The following is a 20,898-nucleotide window of genomic DNA, read 5'->3' as shown; positions in this document are numbered from 1 at the left end:
GGTGTTTCAAGCCTTGAATCGACCGCCCCTGACGTCGAACCCGCTCACGCGATGATGCCGAAGGCGGTGACGGGTACGACCCAATAGACGAGCTGGGTTCCCGCAAACGCGCTTCTGAGCCGCTCGAGGAGCCGCTCGAGATCCTCTTCCGGCAACACGATCCGCACGACGACCTCGTCGGCATGTCCTTTCACCCGCTCTGCAGCGCTCCGTAGCCGGACGCGCGCACCGTGTCCGGCTGCTTCCGAGGCGGTAAAGCCCGTCACGAGATCGGTCTGCTCGCTCAGATGGTCGAGTACCTCGCTGTGAAGTGCATCCGGCACGATCAGGGTCAGGCAGACGGCTTGGCTGCTCATGTGGCTTCCTTCGCAGCAGCGCCGTAGCGGCGATACAGGATCGGCAACAGGATCAGCGTCAGCAGCGTGGACGACAGCAGGCCGCCGATCACGACGATCGCGAGCGGACGCTGGACCTCCGATCCGGGCCCCGATGCAAACAGCAGCGGGATCAAACCCAGCGCCGTGATGCTCGCCGTCATCAGCACAGGCCGCAGCCTGCGCTTGGCGCCTTCGACCACGATGCGCTGCTCGGGGACCCCGTGAGCGCGCAACTGGTTGAAATAAGACACCAGCACGACACCATTGAGCACGGCGATTCCGAGTAGTGCGATGAAGCCGACAGAGGCTGGAACGGAGAGGTATTCGCCGGTCGAGACCAGCGCGAACACGCCGCCGATCAGCGCAAACGGAATGTTGACGAGGACGAGCAGGGCTTGGCGCACCGAGCCGAACGTGGTGAAGAGCAGCACGAAGATCAAGCCGATCGCCACCGGCACCACGACCGATAGACGCGCGGCCGCACGTTGCTGGTTCTCGAACTGCCCGCCCCATGTCAGCCGATAGCCGGACGGCAGCGGCAGCTCGGCTGCGACCCTTTGCTGAGCCGCCTGGACGAAACCGACCATGTCGCGGCCGCGGACATTGCTGCGAACCACGCTCATGCGGTTGCCGTCCTCACGATCGATCTTCACCGGGCCATCGACCCGCTGGATGCGTGCGACCTGCGAGAGCGCAACATGCTGGCCGGACGCAAGCGTCAGCGGCAGCGCCGCCAGCATCGTCGGCGCCTGCCGCGTGGCCTCGCCGCCGCGGACCAGGATCGGCGTCCGGCGTCCCTCCTCGAGCGCGGTGCCGATCGTTCGGCCTTCGATCTGCGTGCGCAGGGAGGCCGAGATCGAGTCCACCGTGAGCCCGAGCCGGCCCGCCTCCATCCGGTTGACGACGATCGTGTAGTACTGCGCGCCTTCGTTGAGGGTCGTGTAGACGTCCTGGGCTCCATCGATCTCGGACAGAATCGCCGACAGCTTCGCTGCGATCTCGTTGAGCTTGGTGATGTCCGGGCCGAAGATCTTGACCGCGACGTCGCCGCGCACGCCGCTGATCATCTCCTGCACGCGCATGTCGATGGGCTGCGTGAAGCTGAGCGAGACGCCGGGGAAGCCGGTCAGGACCTCGCGAAGCGTCTCGAGCAGGACATCGCGGTCGCTGGTCTGCCGCTGGTCTGCCGGCTTGAGCACCAGGAACGTGTCGGTCTGATTGGGTCCCATCGGATCGAGCCCGAGCTCGTCCGAGCCGGTGCGCGCGATGATGCCGGCGACGTCTGGCACCTTCATCAACGCCGTCTGCAGCCGGGCATTGATGGCGAGGGACTCGTCGAGATTGACGGACGGCAGCGTCTCCACGCTGACGATGACGTCGCCTTCGTCCATCGTCGGCATGAAGGTCTTGCCCAGCCGGGTGTAGCCATATCCCGCGGCAACGAGGCAGACCAGCGCCGCGATGATCACCTTGCGCTCGTTGCCGAGCGCCCAGTCGAGCGCGGGCGCATAGACGCGCTGCGCTGCGCGGATCAGCAATGGATCGTCATGCGACGCGGATGTGAGCACGAAGGATGTTGCGACCGGAAGCACCGTCAGCGCCAGCAGCAGCGACGCGGCCAGGGCGAAGATGATCGCCAGCGCGACCGGAATGAAGAGCTTGCCCTCCAGCCCCTGCAAGGTCAGCAGCGGAACGAACACGATGATGATGATCAGGACGCCCGAGGCGACCGGCTGCAGAACCTCGCAGACCGAGCGGTAGACGACGTGGATCAGCGGCGTGGTGCTTGCGTGATCGTGCTTTGCGAGATTGCCGACGATGTTCTCGACCACCACGACCAGCGCGTCGATCAGCATGCCGATGGCGATCGCAAGGCCGCCGAGACTCATCAGGTTGGCGGACATGCCGACAGCCCGCATCACGATCAGCGCCATCACGATCGCGAGCGGCAGGCTGAGCGCAATCACCAGCGAGGCGCGCCAATTGCCGAGGAACAGCAGCAGCAGCACGACGACGAGCACCGTGGCTTCGCCCAGCGCCCGCACCACCGTGCCGACGGCGCGGTTGACCAGCCGGCTGCGGTCGTAGAACACGTTGATGGTGACGCTGCTCGGCAGCGACGGCTTCAGCTCATCCAGCCGCGCCCGAACGTCGCGCACCAATTGTCCGGCGTTGGCGCCGCGCAAGCCGAGCACGAGCCCCTCGACGGTCTCGCCCTTGCCGTCTTTCGTGACGGCGCCATAGCGGGTGAGGGCGCCGATCTTGACCCGGGCGACGTCGCTGACCCGGATCGGGATTCCGTCGCGGGTGTCGACGATGATCGCGCGGATGTCGTCGATGCCGCGGATGCTGCCCTCGATGCGGACCAGCGCGCTGTCCTCGCCCTGGTTGACCCGCCCGGCACCGTCGTTGCGGCTGTTGGCCTCGATGGCTTTGCGAAACAGCTCGGACGAGATGCCGCGCGCCGCCAGCGCATCGTTCCGCGGCACGATTTCGAAGGCGCGAACATAGCCGCCGAGCGCGTTGACGTCGGCAACCCCGGGCACGGTGCGCAGGGCCGGGCGGATGACCCAGTCGAGCAAGGTCCGGCGCTCGGCCAGCGACAGATCGGGACTGTCGATCGTGAACATGAACATCTCGCCGAGCGGACTCGTGATCGGCGCAAGGCCGCCGCTCACGCCCTCGGGGAAGTCGCGCGAAATGTTGGAGAGCCGCTCCGAGACCTGATTGCGGGCCCAGTAGATGTCGGTGCCGTCCTCGAAGTCGACGGTGATGTCGGCCAGCGCATATTTCGTCGCCGAGCGCAGGATCTTCTTGTTCGGCAATCCGAGCAGCTCCAGCTCGATCGGGACCGTGATGCGCTGCTCGACCTCTTCCGGCGTCAGACCGGGGGCCTTCATGATGATCTTCACCTGGACCGGCGAGACGTCCGGAAAGGCATCGATCGGCAGGCTCGGCAGGACGACGGCGCCAGCGCCGATCACCAGCAGTGTGCTCAGGATGACGAAGAGCCGCTGCGACAGCGCGAATGCGACAAGCCGCTGTAGCATCTACTGCCCCAGTCGCGAGAGGATGCCGCGCAGCGCCGAGATGCCGCCGATGGCGATCTCGTCCTTGTCCGTGAGGGGGCCGGCGATGACGACGTGATCCTGATCCTCCGCGAGCAGCGTCACGGGGACGAGCCGGAAACCGCCTTCCGTGGCGACGAACACCGAGGTCTGCTCGCCGCGACGGACGAGGCCGCTATAGGGAATCTCCCATGCGCTTTCGCCTGCCGAGATGAAGCCGATGCGAGCGGCCGCCATCTGTCCGGAATGCAGCTCACCGTTGTTTGGAATCTCGGCGCGGACGAGAATGGTCTGCGTGGCGGCATCTGTCGTCTCGGACACCAGGATGACCTGGCCCGGTGTCGCATAGCCTTCGATGTCGACCTTGGCGCCGGTCTTGATGGCGCCGATGTTGGTCGCGGGGATCGCGATCTCGGCCCATAGCGGCGACAGCCGCGCAAGCTTTACCAGGGACGCGGCCTGCTCAAGGCGCTGGCCCGGCGATACCGCGATCTCGACCACGGACGCGGCGCGTGGCGCCGTCACGGTGAGTGTCGCGCTGATCGCCGCCTCATTGCTGAGCCGGGCGATGGCTTCGTCCGACAGCCCGCTGATGTGCAGCATCTGCCGTCGTTCGGCGACGACGATGCTGGCCTGGCGCGCTTCGGCCTGGCTCGACTCCAGCACGCGTTGCGGGATGGCTTTGCCTTCGAACAGGTCGGCGTTGCGCTTCAACTGCTGAGCCGCGAGTCCCTCCTGTGCCAGCGCGTGCAGGTAATCGCGCTGGAGCGAGACGAAGCTCGGACTCTCCAGCGTGAGCAGCGGCTGTCCGACGGTCACGCGATCGCCGCGGGCAACAGCGAGGTTGGTGATCATCCCCGCAACCGGCGCGCTGACGACCCATAGTTGAGGCGTGGGAATGACGATCTGCGCGGGATAAGGCAGGGTCCTGTCCATCCGGCTGGAGATCGGATGCGTCACGCGCACGCCGAGGTTCTGCGCCTGGCTTGGCGTGAGCTTCAGCTCATCATCGGCCAACGCGGCGCAGGGCGCGACGATGAGAGCCAGCGCGAGAGACGCGCGGGCCAGACGGCCTGCGGACCGGAAAAACAATCGCTTGAGCATTTCGATCAGGAATCTTCGCGTTCATGCATGACGCATTCTGCACACTATTTCGGCCAATTTCCGTATTTGTTGACCTGCGTCAACAGGGGCCGGTCACGAGCCCGCGAGCCGAGCTGAAAATCTCGCTTGAGACCTGTCTTGTCGCCAACGACTCGCAGCAGTCGCAGTCAGATGGCGCACATGCGCATCATACCGCATCGGCGGGAACGAAACAGCTGATGATGATGTCGCCGCGGTGATGGACGTACCACACCACGGCTTCGCCGATCGGGTTGCCGCGGTCGCGGATGATGGCGCGTTCCGGCACTGGCATCCACCGGCCTTCGATCGGTACCCAATAGGTGCCGTCACGGACGTCATAGGTGGTGCGGTGGCCGTCGGAGACATCGCAGCATGGCACGCCGTTCGGCGCGATCACGCTCTTGAACCACGCGCGGATATCGGGCGGGACGTTGTCGAACTGCCCATTGTCGAAGGCCGGCGCGACGGTCGCGCAGGCGAACGAGCCGATCGTGACAGCGGCCAGCATCGTCCTGCGCATTCGTTCGCTCCCTCCGCCGATCTACATGCCGCGCTGCGGCGCCGTCGCCAGCAATTCGCGCAGCGGCTCGGCGTAGAACTTCGCGTTTCCCGTGGTCAGGTGGCCGCGCGTTTCGGCCGAGGTCGGGATGAGGAAGAGCTTGCCGTTGGCGACGCGCTTCATCGCGTCGACCGTGACGCCGGTCTCCGGCGGATTGCGCTCGTCGTCGGCCGAGTTGATCAGCATCACGGTTGCCTTGATCTTGTCGAGATCGGCGGACGGATTGTAGTCGTGCGAGGAGTCCCACTGATAGATGAAGTCGTTGGCGTCGGTGGGGATCGGCGTGGCGAGCCGCTCCTCGATCAGCTTGTCGGCCTTGGCGGCGGTCGGTGCCGCGAGCTGGTAGGCGATGGTGCCGCCGGCCGAGGCGGTGGCGTAGGCCGTGACGGCGTATTTCATCATGCGCGGCTGTGCGGTGTAGTTGCCGCCGTTGTAGTCGGGATCGTTGCGGATCGTCTCCAGCATCAGCCGGCGCAGCATCCAGTTGCGGGCCGCCATTTCGGTCGGCTGCGAGGCCATCGGCACCGCGACGTCCATGAAGTCCGGATAGCGCGTGGCCCACACCCAGCTGTGCATGCCGCCCATCGAATTGCCGATCACGAGCCGCAGGTGCTTGATGCCGAGGCCCTCGGTCAGCAGGCGGTGCTGCGCGTCGACCATGTCGGCATAGTCATAGGCGGGAAATTTCGTCTTCAGCCCGTCGGAGGGTTTTGACGATTTGCCGTGGCCGATGCTGTCGGGAATGATGATGTAGTACTTGCTCGCATCGAGCGGCTGGTCCTTGCCGAACAATTCGCCGGCGAAGGTCGGCACCAGCATGCTTCCGCCTGAGCCGCCGGTGCCATGCAGCACCAGCACCGGCTGCCCGGTCGGCTCGCCGACGGTCGTATAGTGCAGCCTCAGCTCCGGCAGCGTCTCGCCGGTGTGGAACTTGAAATCCTTGACGACGAAGTCGCCCTGCTTCGGGGCGGGATAGTCGGCGGCGCGGGCCGGCGCGCAAACAACGACGACGGCGGCAAGAACGGCGGCAAGCGGTCGAAACATGGACTCCCCCTGATCATGCGCGACTCTTCCGGCCGCGTCGGAGGCATGATAGCACGGTCTGCGACCTGGTTCAGTACCGGATTGATGGGACTCATCATGTGCCGCAACATCAAGACGCTGTTCAATTTCGAGCCGCCGGCGACGGAGGCTGAAATTCAGGCCTCGGCCCTGCAATTCGTGCGCAAGCTGTCCGGCTTCAACGCGCCCTCCCAGGCCAACGAGGCCGCCTTCGCCCGCGCGGTCGAGGAGGTGGCCGACGCCGCGCGGCGGCTCCTGACCTCGCTGCAGACCCAGGCGCCGCCGCGCGACCGCGAGATCGAGGCGGCCAAGGCGCGGGAACGCTCGGCGGCCCGGTTCGGCCCGCGCTGAGGCCTATCGTGCCCTGACGGAGGGCGAAGCTCAGAAACCCTCGTCGTCGTGGTCGCCGCGCCCCTGGGCGTGCTTGTCGTGCTTCTTCTTTTTCTTGCCCTTCTTCTTTTTCTTCTTCTTCGGGAGGTCGATGTCGTGCGGATCGTCGTCCTCGAAGGCCTCGTCCAGTGCATCGTCATGCGTGGTGGCGGCGAAGATGTCGCGCACCGCGACCAGCTCGGCCTCGCGCTCATGCGCCTCGCGATCGCGGTTGCGCTTGTAGTCGTCATAGGCGGCGAAGATCTGCTCCAGCCAGGGCATCAGCTGATCGATCGTCGGCAGCGTGCCTGGCGCTCCCGGCTCGCCCTGCGGACCTTGCGGTCCGGCAGGTCCCGGCTTGCCTGGCGGACCGGCCTCGCCGCGGGGCCCCTGCGGACCGGGCCTGCCTTGCGGACCCGCCTTGCCGTCGGGACCGGGCTTGCCGCGCTGACCATCCGGTCCGCGCCGCCCGGGCTGCCCTTGCGGGCCACGTGGACCCACCGGGCCCTGCAGGCCGCGTCCGGCCGGATTCCTTGCCACTACCGCAACTCCGCTACACGTCTTTGATTCGCAGCGAAGCCTAACAGAGCCGCGACGACGGCAGCAATTGCAGCAGGGCTGCGAGGCCGATTGATCAACATCAATCGGCGCCGCATCCTGATGAGTTCCACGCGATGGGATATCGCGTGGCCGCCGTCGGATCAGGCCGAATAGGCCGGCACCGCGATGCCGTCGGCCGTGTAGATGCGGATCTTGTTGCGCAAGGTACGCACGGGCATGCCGAGCAGCCTTGCGGCGTGGGTACGATTGCCGTTGCAGCGCGCCAGGGTCTGCACGATCAGCTCGCGCTCGATCTCGGACAAGGGCGTGCCGATCAACAGCGGCAGGACCTCCGCCGCGGAGCGCGACGGTGGCATGGCAAGCGGCACGAGTGACGGACTTGCGGCTTCGGATGACAACTCTTGCGACATAACTCCTCCCGATCAACGCCCGCGCCGCCACTGAAACGACGCGTAAACATCGAGACCAACTAAACATCCAGCCCGTAAATCACCGTGGTCGGACAAGGTTAATGGGGCCTTAACGCCGGCGTCCGGCCGCCTTGCACGCGCCAAATACCCTGAAATCGCCTTGGTTCTGCGCGGGTCTCGACCCATTTCGCCGGCGGCACATCACGGCCCGCCCGGTCGGCATGCCCTCCGACAGCCATCGTCGATGTCGGCGGCGGGCCGTTTGCATTGCCAAATTCCTGCGGTGAGAGCGCGTCATTTCGAACACACCGGCGGCGGCGCATGCGTGGTGCCGCGCAAAGGGCTAAATTCGGCCCGATCGATTCGCTTGGTGGGGCACGATCGTCACACACGGCCATCGAATGACCTCAAGCCCAAATTCACTTCGCTGGAGACTTCACCCATGACAATTGCATCCTCGCTTCGCGGCCTGCTGGTGGCACTGACGGCTGCTTGCGGCGCCGTCATTCCGGCCACGGCGCACGCGGATGGCGGCTTCATCACGCTGACCATCTACAAGGCGGGGTGGATCATCGGCGGCTCCGGCGGCAGCGGCGTGTTGAACTTCCACGGCCGCGCCTATCCGCTGTCGACCGGCGGCCTCGACTGGGGCCTGGTGTTCGGCGGCTCGCGCACGGTGCTGCGCGGCCGCGTCAGCAACATCTGGCGTCCGTCCGACGTCGAGGGCGTCTACGGCGCCGCCGGCGCGGGCCTCGCCGTCGGCCGCGGCGTGCGCGGCATCGTGCTGACCAACCAGAAGGGCGCGGTGCTGGAACTCTCGGGTGAACAGATCGGCCTCTTGGCGAACGTCGATCTGTCCGGGCTCGCGATCACGATCAGGTAGTTGCGTCATCGTCGTCGCTGCGTAGCAACTCACAACAGGTGTCATCGCCCGCCTGCGCGGGCGAGGACCGTCGTTGCGTGCTGAGCACTGCCAACACCATCTCCCTCCCTCACTCCTGCTCATAAGTCCGCGTTCTCGCCGCACCGCGTGCGCGAGGGATGCATCGTGCGAGCCCCATCGAAAATTGAGAGGGGCAGGGAAGGCCGGGAGCTCGCCGCTCCCATGGTCCGCGTGCAACAGATAAGCACGCGGCAGAACCACAGGTTCGGCGGAGACATCCCGGCCTTCCCTGCGCGCATGGTCTGACGGCTTATACGTGGTCTCCCTGGCGCGCCGGCTTGTTGGCCGCCATTGCGCGCGTCACGCTTCCGCATGAGCACGCACGTGATACCAGCTTCGGGGTATCAGGACATCACGATTTCGCCGTACGTGACAGCCGCGCTCGTCGGGCGCAGCGATCACGTCCACCGCGGCCCACCTCCACGTATCGTGACGACGCGTACGTCCCTCTGCATGAGGCGGGTTGAGCGGAAACATCGTCCTGATTTGCCCGACATGGCAAGCGCTGATGCCTGCGGCAAACTAACACGACGGGCAGTTCGTGCATGGTGTGCATGCGCGGATTGCCCGTCGGGCAGAGCTTGACGATGTTGATGGCTTCCAACACTGCCGTTGCAGCCCGCCTGAACTGTCACTGGCTGGATCGTCGCAATTGGTTGTGGTGCCATGCCTGGGCTTGTCCCGGGCATTCACGTCATCCTCCGAGCACAATCGACGTGGATGGATGGGACAAACCCGGCCATGACGGGGCGGAGAGAGCTGTTCGCCGCGAAGATGCCGTTACTAATCCGATAGGACATGCGCCGCCAGCTCCTCCCACGGATCGAGCGTCCACGCACCCGACGCCGCGCCGGAGGGCGAGGCGAGCACGAACACGACCGGGAAATCATCCTGCTTCGGCCGTCGCCCGAGCGTGATCGCACTGGTGGGCCGGCCATAAAACAGGCTCGCGGCCTTCTTGCTGGTGAAGGCGACGGTTGCCGGGCGATGGTGTCGGATCTTTGCGGCGAAACCGGCGACGTCGACGCCGGCCTTCAGCGCGACATGGTCCATGCCCGCGCCCAGCTTGCACAGATCGGTGAAGCCGATGCCGAGCGACAGCAGCGCCGGAAATTCCTGCGGCTGGTACAGCCGCGGTGTCAGGCCGACCGCGAACAGCGTGCGCCAGAAACGGTTGCCGGGATGGGCGTAGTAGTGCCCGGTCGCCGCCGAGCGTTCGCTCGCGGCGGTGCCGACGAAGACGAGGCGCAGGCCGGGCCGGAGCTGGTCGGGGAGGCGGTCCATGGCTGGCGTTGTCGCATTGTTGCAGCCGCTGCAACAGCCTGTTGCCGGGAGACTGCATTGTTGCTGCGGCGTCCCTGGTCTAGGTGACGTGGAGCCACGGGAGCACCTGATGTCACAACGTCGTCTGTACCATTTCGCCCTCTCCGGCCACGCGCATCGCGCGCGGCTGATGCTGAGCCTGCTCGGCCTGCCTTGCGAGCTCATCGAGGTCGACCTCAAGGGCGGCGCGCACAAGCGGCCGGACTTCCTCGCGCTCAATTCGTTCGGCCAGGTGCCGGTGCTGGTCGACGGCGATGCCGTGATCCCCGATTCCAATGCGATCCTGGTCTATCTCGCCGGCCGCTATGACGGCTCCAGCACGTGGCTGCCGCGCGATCCGCTCGGCCAGGCCCAGGTCCAGCGCTGGCTGTCGGCGGCGGCCGGTCCGCTCGCGTTCGGCCCGGCGGCGGCGCGGGTTGCGACCTTGTTCGGCGTGCCGCTGGACATGGCGCGGGCGCACCAGCTCGCCAACAGCCTGTTCGGGGTGATGGAATGCGAACTTGCCGCACGACCCTATCTGACCGGCGCGACGCCGACCATCGCCGACGTCGCGCTCTATAGCTACACCGCGCATGCGCCCGAAGGCGGCGTATCGCTGACGCCGTACCCCAACGTGCAGGCATGGCTGGCGCGGATCGCCGATCTGCCCGGCTTCGTGCCGATGCAGGCGAGCGCGGTCAGCGCAGCCTGACCGCCGCCATGTACGACTGCGTGCGAACGCCGCTTACAGGAAGCAGCGGCGCTCGTCGCGCAGCTTGAGCTGGATGTTGGTCGCCTCGACGAAGGTCGGCACCGGCTTGGACACGATCTTGTAGGTCGACGGCCACTCCACCGGCTTCGATTGCAGCTCGGTGTTCCAGATCTGGCAGATGCCGGTGTTGTCCCAGCGGATCACGTAGTAGCCGGACTTGGGCGCAGGCGCGGCGAAGGCGGCGGGCACGATCGAGGCGGCTGCAATGGCCGCGGCGGCGGCGAGCGTGGTCAGGCGACGCATCATCAATCTCCTCAAACGAAACAACGACAATCGCCCGCCCGCGCGGGCCACCGGCCTTGCGGCCGGACCAAGGCCAAAGTGGTGCGACAAAAGCACGCGCGACGCAAGCCGCGCGTGCCGTCATTCACAGCGATGTCCTGGATGTGAACGACGACTTGCCGCCGTCACGTGATGCCATAAGGCGCGCGCGGGCTCACAGCGTGCAGCGGCCCTGCTGGCGCAGCCTGATCTGCCGGGTCACGGCGTCGTTGAACGTCGGCTCCGGCCGGCTGATGACCTGATAGCTCGACGGCCATGCGACCGGCTTGAAGGCGAAGGCCTCGCTCCAGACCTGGCAGATGCCGGTGTTGTCCCAGCGGATGATGTAGTAGCCGGCCTGGGCGGGCGCGGCGGCGAGCAGCGCGGCCGCGAGAGATGCAGCAAAAAAGATTGTGGTGAAACGAGGCATCGTCAACTCCGGCAACGAACTGGCCCGGCCAGCGGGTGGCCCTATGTCGGAGCGGTCTCGTTCATTTTGAAGGCAAGTCTGCGGAACGTGTGCGTCAAAAGCGCGCGATCGTGGTCACCTGATCACTCCTGATGATCTCGGCGGAACGGGAGGCGGGTTTGCAGGCTCGGCGCGTCGACTTGATTGCGGGGCTGGCGCGGTCGTTTCGGCGACCTCGGCGCACGGCTCAGGGGCGGAAGCCTTCGGTGCTCGCATGCGACGAGAAGCGGAGATCCGGGCCGAAGCTCGCTGCCGGAACCAGCACCGGAGACGCGCCCGTGACGATCGGCGGCGAGGTGACCGGCTGCGCGCGCCGGCGCAGGAAGTGGCGCTCGAGATAGGCGTAGGACAGCGTCGCCGCCACGATCGACAGCGGCAGCCCGATCGCGAGCCGCAGCGGCCACCACACGCTGTAGCTGTCGAGGAAGTTCAGGATCGGCAGATGCCAGAGATAGATGCCGTAGAAGATCCGGCCGAGGAAGATCGCCACCGGCCATTCGAAGATGCGATGGCAGATCGTGCCGTGGCTCCGCCCCAGCATGGTCAGCGCGAGGATGCCCGGAAGCACGCCGCACACCATGCTGCCGAACAGATAGTAGTTCATGCTCGGCCCGTCCGCTGGCCAGAACAGGAAGGTGACCGTGATCCAGTAGATCAGCAGCGGCCATGCGAGCTTAGGCCACAGACGATCGAGCGCGGGATAGGCGGCTTGCGGCACCAGCCTGAGCACGACGGCCATGGCGCAGCCTGCCATCAGCGCATCGGCGCGGGTATCGAACGCGGTGTAGAGCCGACGCCACTCCGCCCCGTCGATCACCAGCGCCACGCGCCAGGCCCAGATTGCGGCCGCGATGGCGCAGATGGCCCCGACCAGCCGCCAGGTCACGCCGAACCGCTTCACCAGGATTGCGAAGGTCAGCGGCCACAGCAGATAGAACTGCTCCTCGGTCGACAAGGTCCAGGTGTGGCCGATGTCCTCGATCGTCTTCGGGTCGAACACGTACCAGTAGTTGGCGATATAGGAGAGCGCGATCGCGGCACGCTCGACCGCCGGCAGCAATGGCGGCCGCAGCAGCCAGGTGAACAGCAGATAGGCCGCGAGCATCAGGAGCAGCGGCGGCACGATCCGGGCGAAGCGCCGCGCATAGAACTGCCGGAACCTGATGTGGCCGTGCTTGTCGATGTCCCGCAGCAGCAGGCCGGTGATGTAATAGGCGCTGGCGACGAAGAACAGGTCGATATAGAGCACCGCGCCCGGCACGAGGCTGTGGGAGACATGCGCCGTGACGACGCCCAGCGTCATCAGCCCGCGCATGCCGTCATGCGAGGGAACGTAGCCGAGCGGATAGACCTGGGCCTGGAAGGCCTCCCGGATCGCCTCCCGCAACGGCGCCGTGGCGGTGCCTGCGAGGCGCAACAGGGCATGGATCGGCAATGAATAAAACATCTATCGTGAAATTTTCGGAGATAATGTTTCGGACTATTAAATCTTATTTAAAATTTAAATCGACCGCAAGAGACGAAATAGCAGGACGGGGGCCATCACGACGCAGGGTTGCGGCGGAATGAGGCAGGCCGCCGCGGTGGCGGCAAACGGCGGCGTCAGTGCAGGTGATGCGAAGGGAAACTCGCGGTGCTGCTGCGGAGTGCAACGGCGTGTTGCTCGACCGGCATCTTCCGCTCGTCGAGGTCGCGTGAACGGCAGAGCGGCGTCCGCTGATCGGCAGCACGATCGCTGGACGACGATCATAGTCATTGACCGTCGCCTCATCGGCAAAACCGCAGGGTGAGCAAAGCGACGTCTCGCTGCATCGCCGCGCGTCGGCTGACGCGTGCCCACCCTGCGGTGTCGCGGCCGCCGCGACGCCCTCGATCAGCATCTTCTGGAGTGCGGGCGCTCGACGGGTGAATGCGCGTCCACGACGGTGTCGGTGTCACCAACATGGAGCGACAATCAGTGGTTGTAAATCGCGGAATTGAAGTCTAAAATCCGCGATTGTTTGAGCGCGGCCAATTTTTGAGTTTCATTTCAACGGAGCTTGTCATGGAAGAAGCGCATATCAAGTCATTCGAGGCTCTGCCTCAGTCCACCTCATGCAGGATCATCACGTTCGACAGCGCGACGGTGGTGCCTGGCATCGTTCCGAACACCTATTTCCTGATCGTCACCGGCACCAAGCCCTGGGTCACGATGAAGGTCGAATTGCATCCGCTGATCTATATCCGGCAACCCGAATATTGGGGCATCGAGGTGGTCGGCTGCCAAAGCGGCATCGGCTTGCCGCAGACCGCGCCGTATCACGTTGTCCTCGACATCACACACGTGCGCGGCACGAAGGGGATCGAAGTGATCGGCGCCACGAGCAGGAAGCAGATCAACGTGCCGTAGGTCGGTCGACGGTCGGGTGCGGGGGCATTCGCGCGCTCCGAAGCGGATCGCGCAAAGCCCTCGGCCTGACCAGCTCACGTTACGACGAGCGCCGCGACACCCTCGATCTCGATCAGCATCTTCGGATCGGGCAGAACGTAGGGCGGGTTAGCGCCCGCGGGACGATTTCACCGCGCAGGGGAATGTTTGCCAGGGCGCGTAACCCGCCGCCTGCGCGGAATGGTGGGTTACGCGAACGGCCTTCAGCCATGTGCGAGCATGGAGAGATCGTCGGTTGCCGTCCGCTAACCCACCCTACCGTTTCACGACCGCCGCGACGCCCTCGATCTCGATCAGCATCTTCGAATCAGGCAGCGCTGCGACCACGCAGGTGGTGCGCGCGGGGTAGGGTGCCGGCCCGAACGCCTCGGCATAGAGCCGGTTCATGGTCGCGACGTCAGCGGCTCGCGTCAGCAGCACGTTGACCTTGACCAACTCGCGGATGGTCGCGCCGCCTTCGGTCAGGACGCGGGTGAAGTTGGTCACGACATTGGCGAACTGCGCGTCGAACTCGGCGGGCAGGTTGCCGTGGGCATCGAAGCCGGGAATGCCGGAGATGAAGAGGAGGTCGCCGATCCGGGTGCCAAACGACAGCGGCGGGGCTTTGATGTGGGGTGGGGCGAGGATGTGGTGGATGGGCATGGGACGTCCATTTCGATCTCGTAACTATTCACAAGAGGCGCAAAGCACGCGCTAGGACCTGGGCAGTGGATTTCGGCAGGCTACCGAAAATTCCTACTAGTGCAAAGGCGACCGGCCACAGGCAGGCGGCTAGACCGAACAACCAGTGCTGCTTTGGCTCGCGGGAAGACCGTCCGGACATCAGATTCTCCTGCTTCTTTCGCCGCGAAGGTGATGTCCTTTCCTACAAAGTACAATGATGAAATAACTTAGTTGGCGGTCGGTTTAACGGGCCACTAAACCGAAATTGACCTAATCCCTTGGATTTACTTACTCGCGTTCCTTGCGGATAGTTGTGGATTGGGAACGTGAAGGAGGCTGTTTCTGCATTCGTCGACCGTTCCTTGTCGCTGAAATTGAGAAGGCGGACATCAGCGAGCTTCCGTCATTGTCGCAACAAGCGGCAACCAACGCATCAATTGCGAAATCGAAGGACCGAGCAGATCTCAAACAAGAAAGCCGGGCTTGCGCCCGGCTTCGATGGGTGGCCGGGTCAAGCCCGGCCATGACGACGGAGAGAGTGGAACTGAGCGGGCTTCAGGACAACGCCTTGTTGCTCTCCTTCACCTTCTCCGCATCCAGATACACGCTGCCGCCCATTTCCTTGAACTTGGCGCTCATCTGGGCCATGCCGTCCTCGATGGTGCCGCTGATGGTCATGCCGACGGTGGCTGGATCATTCAGCGTCGCGGCGTAGTCGCGGACGTCCTGGGTGATCTTCATCGAGCAGAATTTCGGGCCGCACATCGAGCAGAAATGCGCGACCTTGTGGGCTTCCTTCGGCAAGGTCTCGTCGTGGAAGCTCTTGGCCGTGTCCGGGTCGAGGCCGAGGTTGAACTGGTCGGTCCAGCGGAACTCGAAGCGGGCGCGGGAGAGGGCGTCGTCGCGCAGTTGCGCTGCGGGATGGCCCTTGGCGAGATCGGCGGCGTGGGCGGCGATCTTGTAGGTGATGACGCCGGTCTTGACGTCGTTGCGATCGGGCAGGCCGAGATGCTCCTTCGGCGTCACGTAGCACAGCATGGCGCAGCCGAACCAGCCGATCATGGCTGCACCGATGCCTGACGTGATGTGGTCGTAGCCCGGCGCGATGTCGGTGGTCAGCGGCCCCAGCGTATAGAACGGCGCCTCGCCGCACTCCTTGAGCTGCTTGTCCATGTTGATCTTGATCTTGTGCATCGGCACGTGGCCGGGGCCCTCGATCATGACCTGGCAGCCCTTGTCCCAGGCGATCTTGGTCAGCTCGCCGAGGGTTTCCAATTCGGCGAACTGGGCGCGGTCGTTGGCATCCGCGATCGAGCCGGGACGCAGGCCGTCGCCGAGCGAGAACGAGACGTCATACTTGCGCATGATGTCGCAGATCTCCTCGAAATGCGTATAGAGGAAGCTCTCCTTGTGATGCGCGAGGCACCACTTCGCCATGATCGAGCCGCCGCGCGAGACGATGCCAGTGACGCGGCTCGCGGTGAGGTGGATGTAGGCGAGACGCACGCCGGCGTGGATGGTGAAGTAGTCGACGCCCTGCTCGCACTGCTCGATCAGGGTGTCCTTGTAGAGCTCCCAGGTCAGCGCGACCGGATCGCCGTTGCACTTCTCCAGCGCCTGGTAGATCGGCACGGTGCCGATCGGCACCGGCGAGTTGCGCAGGATCCATTCGCGGGTGGTGTGGATGTTGCGGCCCGTCGAGAGGTCCATCACGGTGTCGGCGCCCCAGCGGATCGCCCACACCATCTTGTCCACTTCCTCTTCAACGGAAGATGTCACCGCCGAGTTGCCGATATTGGCGTTGATCTTGGTCAGGAAGTTGCGGCCGATGATCATCGGCTCCAACTCGGCATGGTTGATGTTGCAGGGAATGATGGCGCGGCCACGCGCGATCTCGTCGCGCACGAACTCCGGGGTGATGAAGGCGGGCACGGATGCGCCAAAACTCTCGCCGTCGGCAAGCGCAGCTTCGGCGCGCTCGAGCTGGGTCTTGCGGCCGAGATTCTCGCGCTCGGCGACGTAGATCATCTCCTTGGTGACGATGCCGGCGCGGGCGAATTCGAGCTGGGTGATCTTGTGGCCGTCGAGGCCGCGCAGCGGCTTGTGATGCGCGGTGAACGACTTTGCGGCCTTGTCGGCGCCGACATTGCCGTTGTCCTCGGGCTTGATGTCGCGGCCTTCGTACTCCTCGACGCCGCCACGCTCGCGCACCCAGGCGGTGCGGGCGCGCGACAGGCCGGCGTTGACGTCGATCGTCACGGTCGGATCGGTGTAGGGACCGGAGGTGTCGTAGACCGGCAGGTTCGGCTCGGAGGCCGCTTCCGAGAGGATGATCTCGCGCAGCGGCACGCGCAGGTCGGGCGCGGAGTCCGGCGTTGCGTAGATCTTGCGCGAGGACGGCAGCGGGCCGGTGGTGACGGCGGGCAGGGTGGTGTCGGGATTGGAGCGGATGTTCATGGGATCCTCCTTCTCAATTGTTGTTATTCCGGCCAAAGCGCCCGGCGTTCAGAGGCGATGTGTTGGCGGGAGGTCTTGCGGCGAGTGCAGTGCGCCCCCCTCCCCCTTGCGGGGAGGGGTTGGGGGTGGGGGTGCCCGGAATGCGATGCTGATGAGTGGGCGATTCCTTAGAGCTGCAGCGTGCCGGACGTGACGTCACATGGAGAGCTGTGCGCGTGGACCCCCACCCCCGACCCCTCCCCGCAAGGGGGAGGGGGGCACACCGCGTTCGCGGAGGTGATCTCCTGCAACAATTCTCAGACGCATTCGCAAAATCCGCGCGCATCATGCCGGCTCCTTGGTCGCATCGAGCCACGCGCGGACGCGGGCGTCGGGGTCGGGGTTCTGCGTCACGTCGCTGACGACGGCGATGGAGTCGGCGCCGGCGGCGAAGATCTCCGCGGCCTGCTCCAGCTTGATGCCGCCGATCGCGACCAGCGGGATGGTGCCGACACGCTTCTTCCACTCGCCGATCTTCGCGATGCCCTGCGGGGCGAAGCGCATCGCCTTCAGCGTCGTCGGGAAGATCGGCCCCAACGCGACATAGTCGGGCTTGGCGGCGAGCGCGGTCTCCAGCTCGGCATCGTCATGCGTCGAGAGGCCGAGCGTCAGGCCGGCCTCCTTGATCGCGGCGACGTCGGCGTCGGCGAGGTCCTCCTGGCCGAGATGGAGGTGCTGCGCGCCGGCAACGATCGCGGCGCGCCAGTAGTCGTTGACGATCAGCTTCGTCGCCGTGCCCTTGGTGATCGCCAGCGCGTCGGTGACGATCTGCAGCGCCTCGCCGTCGTTGAGGTCCTTCGCGCGCAGCTGCACGGTGCCGACGCCGAGCCTGGTCAGGCGCTCGACCCAGGCGAGGCTGTCGACGACGGGATAGAAGCGATCAGGATACGGCATGCCAGAACGGTGTCCCAACGACAGGGGTGGAGGGCGAGGCGAAATCGCGGGCGTCCATCAGCCCGGCCTCGTAGGCGGTGCGGCCGGCTTCGACCCCGAGCCGGAAGGCGCGCGCCATCGCCACCGGGTCGGCAGCCTTGGCAATCGCCGTGTTGAGCAGCACGGCGTCGTAGCCGAGCTCGAGTGCTTCCGCCGCGTGGCTCGGCGCGCCCAGGCCGGCGTCGACCACCAGGGTGATATCGGGCAGGCGGTCGCGCAGCAGCTTCAGCGCGTCGCGGTTGATGATGCCCTTGGCCGAGCCGATCGGCGCCGCCCAGGGCATCACGACCTTGCAGCCGGCATCGACCAGCCGCATCGCGACCGTGAGATCCTCGGTGCAGTAGGGGAACACCTCGAAACCGTCCTTGATCAGGATATCAGCGGCTTCGACGAGACCAACCACGTCGGGCTGCAGGGTGTCGTTGTCGCCGATCACTTCGAGCTTGATCCAGCTCGTGCCGAACAATTCGCGCGCGAGCTTCGCCGTCGTCACCGCCTCGCGCACGCTGCGGCAGCCGGCGGTGTTCGGCAGCACGGTGACATCGAGCGCGTTGATCAGCTTCCAGAACGCATCGCCGGTCTTGCCGCCGGCCGACTCGCGCCGCAGCGACACGGTGACGATCTGCGCGCCCGAGGCGCGGATCGCATCCTGCATGATCGCAGGCGATGGGTAGAGCGCGGTGCCGATCAGCAGGCGGGAGGCGAAAGTCTTGTCGTAGAAGGTGGGCATCAATGGTCTCCGTCATGTCGGACGGTGGTCGCCGCAACGAAGCCTGTCATCCCCGCGAAAGCGGGCGATGACAGTGGTGGTTGTGGCGCGAGCTCCATGAGCATCACCCTCCCTGCCGGGGGGTGATGATCTCGATCTCGTCGCCGGTCTTGAGCTGCGTCTCGGCCCAGCGGCTCTTCGGCACCACGTCGTAGTTCAGCGCGATCGCGAAATGGGTGCCTTCGTAGTCGAGCTCGGAGAGCAGCGCGGCGACGCTGGTCGCGCTGATGTCGCGGGCCTCGCCGTTGACGGTCACGCGCATCGCATCACCTCGTTGTCGATCTGGCCGTGCGCGAGATAGTTCAAGGTCGCCTGCGCCAGCGCCGGCGCGATCAGGAAGCCGTGGCGGTAGAGGCCGTTGACGCGGATCTCGCGCTCGCCCTTGATGGTGATGCGCGGCAGATTGTCGGGATAGGCCGGCCTGAGCCCCGAGCCGAATTCGAGGATGCGCGCCTCGCCGAACGCCGGATGCACCGAGTAGGCGGCACCGAGCAATTCCAGCGCCGAGCGCAGGCTGACGCCGGTGTCCTCGGCCTCGAGCGAAGTCGCCCCCAGCATGAACAGGTTGTCCTCGCGCGGGATCAGATAGAGCGGGAAGCGCGGATGCATCAGCCGCACGGGCCGCGCGAGCTGCACCTCGGCGGTCTCGATCAGGATCATCTCGCCCTTGACGCCGCGCAGCTCGGGCTCGGCGTCGCGCGCCTCCAGCCCGCGGCAGTCGATCACGAGGCCGTCGAGATCATCAGCCGTGACGTCGCTGTTGAACAGCACGCGGCCGCCAGCCTCGACGATGCGCTGATGCAGCTTCGGCAGCACGCGGCGTGGCTCGACATGGCCCTCGGTCGGATAGAACAGGCCCTCGCGGAAGCGGCCCTCCAGCGACGGCTCCAACGCCGCAAGCTGCTGCGCGTCGAGCCGCTGATAGCCGGAGGTGCGGCGGGCGAAGCGGTCGTAGTCGGCGCGGTCGCGGGCATGCGCGATCACCAGCGAACCGTTGAACGGCGTGTCCGGCAGCTCGCGCCGCCAGATGTCGAGCGAGGCGAGCCCGAGCCGGCTGATGATCGGCTCGGCGACCTCGCTCTCGCAATAAGGCGCCAGCATGCCGCCGGCCCAATGGCTGGTGGAGAGCATCAGATCGGCGTCGCTGCGCTCGTGCAGCGTGACCTCGCGGCCCGCGCGCGCGAGCAGCAAGGCTTGCCAGGCACCCGCGATGCCCGCACCGATGATGGAAACGGGGACATCCCCGCGCGTGGTTGTCTGCTGCATCCCTGTCCCTTCGCCGGCATGACCCGGATCAGGTTCAAAGGGTCACCGCATCACGCTGCGGTATCTCAGCTCCCCTCGGAGCTCCCCTCGGAACGCACTTAAAATAGACCGATATCCCCCCGTGTCAACGGAGTGTCACGGAAAGACAAAGCCGGTGGCCCTTGGAACCAATGGCGATCAGTGCGCCCGCGCGTGGCGGCCGGTTGCAATCTTCGGGGTGATGTCGAGCGGGCCGCTCGTCCGCTCGGAGCGGCCGGCGGGCCGCGCGTCGGCCAGGCGCTGCCGCTTGGCCTCCTCGTAGTAGCCCCTGGCGAAGTAGAGCACGGCGCGGTCGTGATCGCCGCGGGCGGCACGGTAGGCGCCGGCGAGATAGCGCACGCCATAGGTGAGATTGGTGTTCGGATCGTGCAGGCCCTGTGCGTCGCCGGTGTAGCCCAGGCCGCGCGCGGTGCCGAGCTTGATCTGCATCAGGCCGATGCAGCCGCAGCGGCCGACCAGGTCCTTCTGGTATTTGCTCTCGCGCACGATGACGCGGTGGATCAGCGATTCCGGAATGTTGTTGGCGGCGGCGTGCACCGCCACCAGCGCGTCGATGTGCGGATGGCCGGTGTCGATGTGGCGCGGCTTGGCCTCGGCCGCCCTGCGCTCGGCCTCGCGGGGCTCGGCCGCAGCGGCCGGGATGGCGTCGGTGTCGGCGGACGCTGAGGCATTGGCGTCCATCGGCGGCGACGTGTCGGCGCTGCTGACGGCCTCGATCGCCTCGACCTCGCGCGCGGCCTTCGTCACCGCGCTGCGTGCCGCCAGCTCCCTGGTGCCGTCAGAGCGGACATGGGCGAGCTTGACCTTGCCGGCCTTCGGTTTGGCTGCACTGTCCGATGCGGTGCTCGCATCATCGGCAGCCATTGCGAACGGCACGGGACCAGCCATTGCGAAGCCTGCGATGCAGGCCGTCAGCACAAGACGTCTCATGTGTCAGGATCCCCCGGGAACCACACGCATGCCGAGTAGCCCCCCAGCACGCGCTTTACACTTTGCACACCGTAATTGGCGCGAACGCCGGGCGAT

General features: G+C 65.8%; 22 protein-coding genes and 1 riboswitch. Of the genes, 4 read left to right on the top strand and 18 right to left on the bottom strand.

Annotation, left to right across the window (positions count from 1 at the left end):
* Nucleotides 1-44 precede the first annotated feature (44 nt).
* The 5 genes from QW861_RS13330 to QW861_RS13310 all read right to left on the bottom strand — a co-directional run bounded on the left by QW861_RS13330 (nt 45) and on the right by QW861_RS13310 (nt 6,173).
* Nucleotides 45-356, bottom strand: a complete 312-nt coding sequence (locus tag QW861_RS13330; protein ID WP_315717836.1) for a DUF3240 family protein — start codon at nt 354-356, stop codon at nt 45-47.
* On the bottom strand, nt 353-3,427 hold the full coding sequence (locus QW861_RS13325; RefSeq protein ID WP_316193148.1) for a CusA/CzcA family heavy metal efflux RND transporter: 3,075 nt from the start codon (nt 3,425-3,427) through the stop codon (nt 353-355). The genes QW861_RS13330 and QW861_RS13325 overlap by 4 nt, the downstream gene beginning before the upstream one ends.
* Entirely contained in the window at nt 3,428-4,549 is a 1,122-nt protein-coding gene (locus QW861_RS13320) for an efflux RND transporter periplasmic adaptor subunit (RefSeq protein ID WP_316193147.1), read from the bottom strand. It abuts the gene before it with no gap.
* Nucleotides 4,550-4,736: 187 nt separating this feature from the next.
* Nucleotides 4,737-5,090: a hypothetical protein gene (locus QW861_RS13315; RefSeq protein WP_410052329.1), complete on the bottom strand. Its 354-nt coding sequence runs from the start codon at nt 5,088-5,090 to the stop codon at nt 4,737-4,739.
* 21 nt (nt 5,091-5,111) lie between these two features.
* Nucleotides 5,112-6,173: an alpha/beta fold hydrolase gene (locus QW861_RS13310; protein ID WP_316171682.1), complete on the bottom strand. Its 1,062-nt coding sequence runs from the start codon at nt 6,171-6,173 to the stop codon at nt 5,112-5,114.
* A gap of 96 nt (nt 6,174-6,269) precedes the next feature.
* On the opposite strand from QW861_RS13310, the gene QW861_RS13305 reads away from it, so the two are divergent.
* Nucleotides 6,270-6,542, top strand: coding sequence for a DUF2277 domain-containing protein (locus QW861_RS13305; protein ID WP_315717862.1), 273 nt, complete (start codon nt 6,270-6,272; stop codon nt 6,540-6,542).
* A gap of 30 nt (nt 6,543-6,572) precedes the next feature.
* Here the strand turns inward: QW861_RS13305 and QW861_RS13300 are convergent, their stop codons facing one another.
* Nucleotides 6,573-7,100, bottom strand: coding sequence for a collagen-like protein (locus tag QW861_RS13300; RefSeq protein ID WP_315827118.1), 528 nt, complete (start codon nt 7,098-7,100; stop codon nt 6,573-6,575).
* Nucleotides 7,101-7,261: 161 nt separating this feature from the next.
* Nucleotides 7,262-7,531 carry a helix-turn-helix domain-containing protein gene (locus QW861_RS13295; protein ID WP_315717831.1) on the bottom strand — a complete coding sequence of 90 codons (270 nt, stop codon included), beginning with the start codon at nt 7,529-7,531 and terminating at the stop codon, nt 7,262-7,264.
* 442 nt (nt 7,532-7,973) lie between these two features.
* Between QW861_RS13295 and QW861_RS13290 the strand changes: the two genes are divergently transcribed.
* Nucleotides 7,974-8,414, top strand: a complete 441-nt coding sequence (locus tag QW861_RS13290) for a hypothetical protein (protein ID WP_315717830.1) — start codon at nt 7,974-7,976, stop codon at nt 8,412-8,414.
* An 843-nt stretch (nt 8,415-9,257) separates the two neighbouring features.
* Here the strand turns inward: QW861_RS13290 and QW861_RS13285 are convergent.
* Nucleotides 9,258-9,758 (bottom strand): mismatch-specific DNA-glycosylase, encoded by a 501-nt coding sequence (locus tag QW861_RS13285; protein WP_316193146.1) that lies wholly within the window; start codon nt 9,756-9,758, stop codon nt 9,258-9,260.
* Nucleotides 9,759-9,867: 109 nt separating this feature from the next.
* On the opposite strand from QW861_RS13285, the gene QW861_RS13280 reads away from it, so the two are divergent.
* The gene (locus QW861_RS13280) at nt 9,868-10,488 is read left to right on the top strand and encodes a glutathione S-transferase (protein ID WP_316193145.1); all 621 of its coding nucleotides are present in this window, start codon (nt 9,868-9,870) and stop codon (nt 10,486-10,488) included.
* Nucleotides 10,489-10,521: 33 nt separating this feature from the next.
* Here QW861_RS13280 and QW861_RS13275 read toward each other — a convergent pair whose 3' ends face one another.
* From QW861_RS13275 to QW861_RS13265, 3 genes are all read right to left on the bottom strand, one after another.
* Entirely contained in the window at nt 10,522-10,791 is a 270-nt protein-coding gene (locus tag QW861_RS13275; protein ID WP_315750247.1) for a hypothetical protein, read from the bottom strand.
* 193 nt (nt 10,792-10,984) lie between these two features.
* The gene (locus QW861_RS13270) at nt 10,985-11,239 is read right to left on the bottom strand and encodes a hypothetical protein (protein WP_315750248.1); all 255 of its coding nucleotides are present in this window, start codon (nt 11,237-11,239) and stop codon (nt 10,985-10,987) included.
* Nucleotides 11,240-11,465: 226 nt separating this feature from the next.
* Nucleotides 11,466-12,725: an acyltransferase gene (locus tag QW861_RS13265; RefSeq protein WP_316193144.1), complete on the bottom strand. Its 1,260-nt coding sequence runs from the start codon at nt 12,723-12,725 to the stop codon at nt 11,466-11,468.
* A gap of 549 nt (nt 12,726-13,274) precedes the next feature.
* Between QW861_RS13265 and QW861_RS13260 the strand changes: the two genes are divergently transcribed.
* Entirely contained in the window at nt 13,275-13,667 is a 393-nt protein-coding gene (locus tag QW861_RS13260; RefSeq protein WP_316193143.1) for a hypothetical protein, read from the top strand.
* Nucleotides 13,668-13,961: 294 nt separating this feature from the next.
* Here the strand turns inward: QW861_RS13260 and QW861_RS13255 are convergent, their stop codons facing one another.
* The 7 genes from QW861_RS13255 to QW861_RS13225 all read right to left on the bottom strand — a co-directional run bounded on the left by QW861_RS13255 (nt 13,962) and on the right by QW861_RS13225 (nt 20,802).
* The gene (locus QW861_RS13255; protein WP_316193142.1) at nt 13,962-14,348 is read right to left on the bottom strand and encodes a RidA family protein; all 387 of its coding nucleotides are present in this window, start codon (nt 14,346-14,348) and stop codon (nt 13,962-13,964) included.
* A gap of 576 nt (nt 14,349-14,924) precedes the next feature.
* A complete protein-coding gene (thiC, locus tag QW861_RS13250; RefSeq protein WP_316193141.1) occupies nt 14,925-16,826 on the bottom strand; it encodes a phosphomethylpyrimidine synthase ThiC in 1,902 nt (633 codons plus the stop codon).
* A gap of 324 nt (nt 16,827-17,150) precedes the next feature.
* A complete protein-coding gene (locus tag QW861_RS13245; RefSeq protein WP_315717820.1) occupies nt 17,151-17,759 on the bottom strand; it encodes a thiamine phosphate synthase in 609 nt (202 codons plus the stop codon).
* The gene (locus QW861_RS13240; protein WP_316191907.1) at nt 17,746-18,528 is read right to left on the bottom strand and encodes a thiazole synthase; all 783 of its coding nucleotides are present in this window, start codon (nt 18,526-18,528) and stop codon (nt 17,746-17,748) included. Before QW861_RS13240 ends, QW861_RS13245 begins: the two co-directional genes overlap by 14 nt.
* A 103-nt stretch (nt 18,529-18,631) precedes the next feature.
* Nucleotides 18,632-18,829 carry a sulfur carrier protein ThiS gene (gene thiS, locus QW861_RS13235; RefSeq protein ID WP_315750253.1) on the bottom strand — a complete coding sequence of 66 codons (198 nt, stop codon included), beginning with the start codon at nt 18,827-18,829 and terminating at the stop codon, nt 18,632-18,634.
* Nucleotides 18,820-19,833, bottom strand: coding sequence for an FAD-dependent oxidoreductase (locus QW861_RS13230; RefSeq protein ID WP_315717817.1), 1,014 nt, complete (start codon nt 19,831-19,833; stop codon nt 18,820-18,822). The genes thiS and QW861_RS13230 overlap by 10 nt, the downstream gene beginning before the upstream one ends.
* Nucleotides 19,821-19,931: riboswitch (TPP riboswitch) on the bottom strand. It overlaps the preceding gene by 13 nt.
* 79 nt (nt 19,932-20,010) lie before the next feature.
* Complete coding sequence (locus tag QW861_RS13225) at nt 20,011-20,802, bottom strand: lytic transglycosylase domain-containing protein (protein WP_316193140.1); 792 nt, start codon at nt 20,800-20,802, stop codon at nt 20,011-20,013.
* Nucleotides 20,803-20,898: the final 96 nt, after the last annotated feature.

The organism is Bradyrhizobium sp. SZCCHNRI1029 (genome assembly GCF_032487555.1).
Taxonomy (GTDB): Bacteria; Pseudomonadota; Alphaproteobacteria; order Rhizobiales; family Xanthobacteraceae; genus Bradyrhizobium.
The sequence above is the reverse complement of the archived record's forward strand: the minus strand, read 5'-3'. Positions and strand labels throughout refer to the sequence as shown.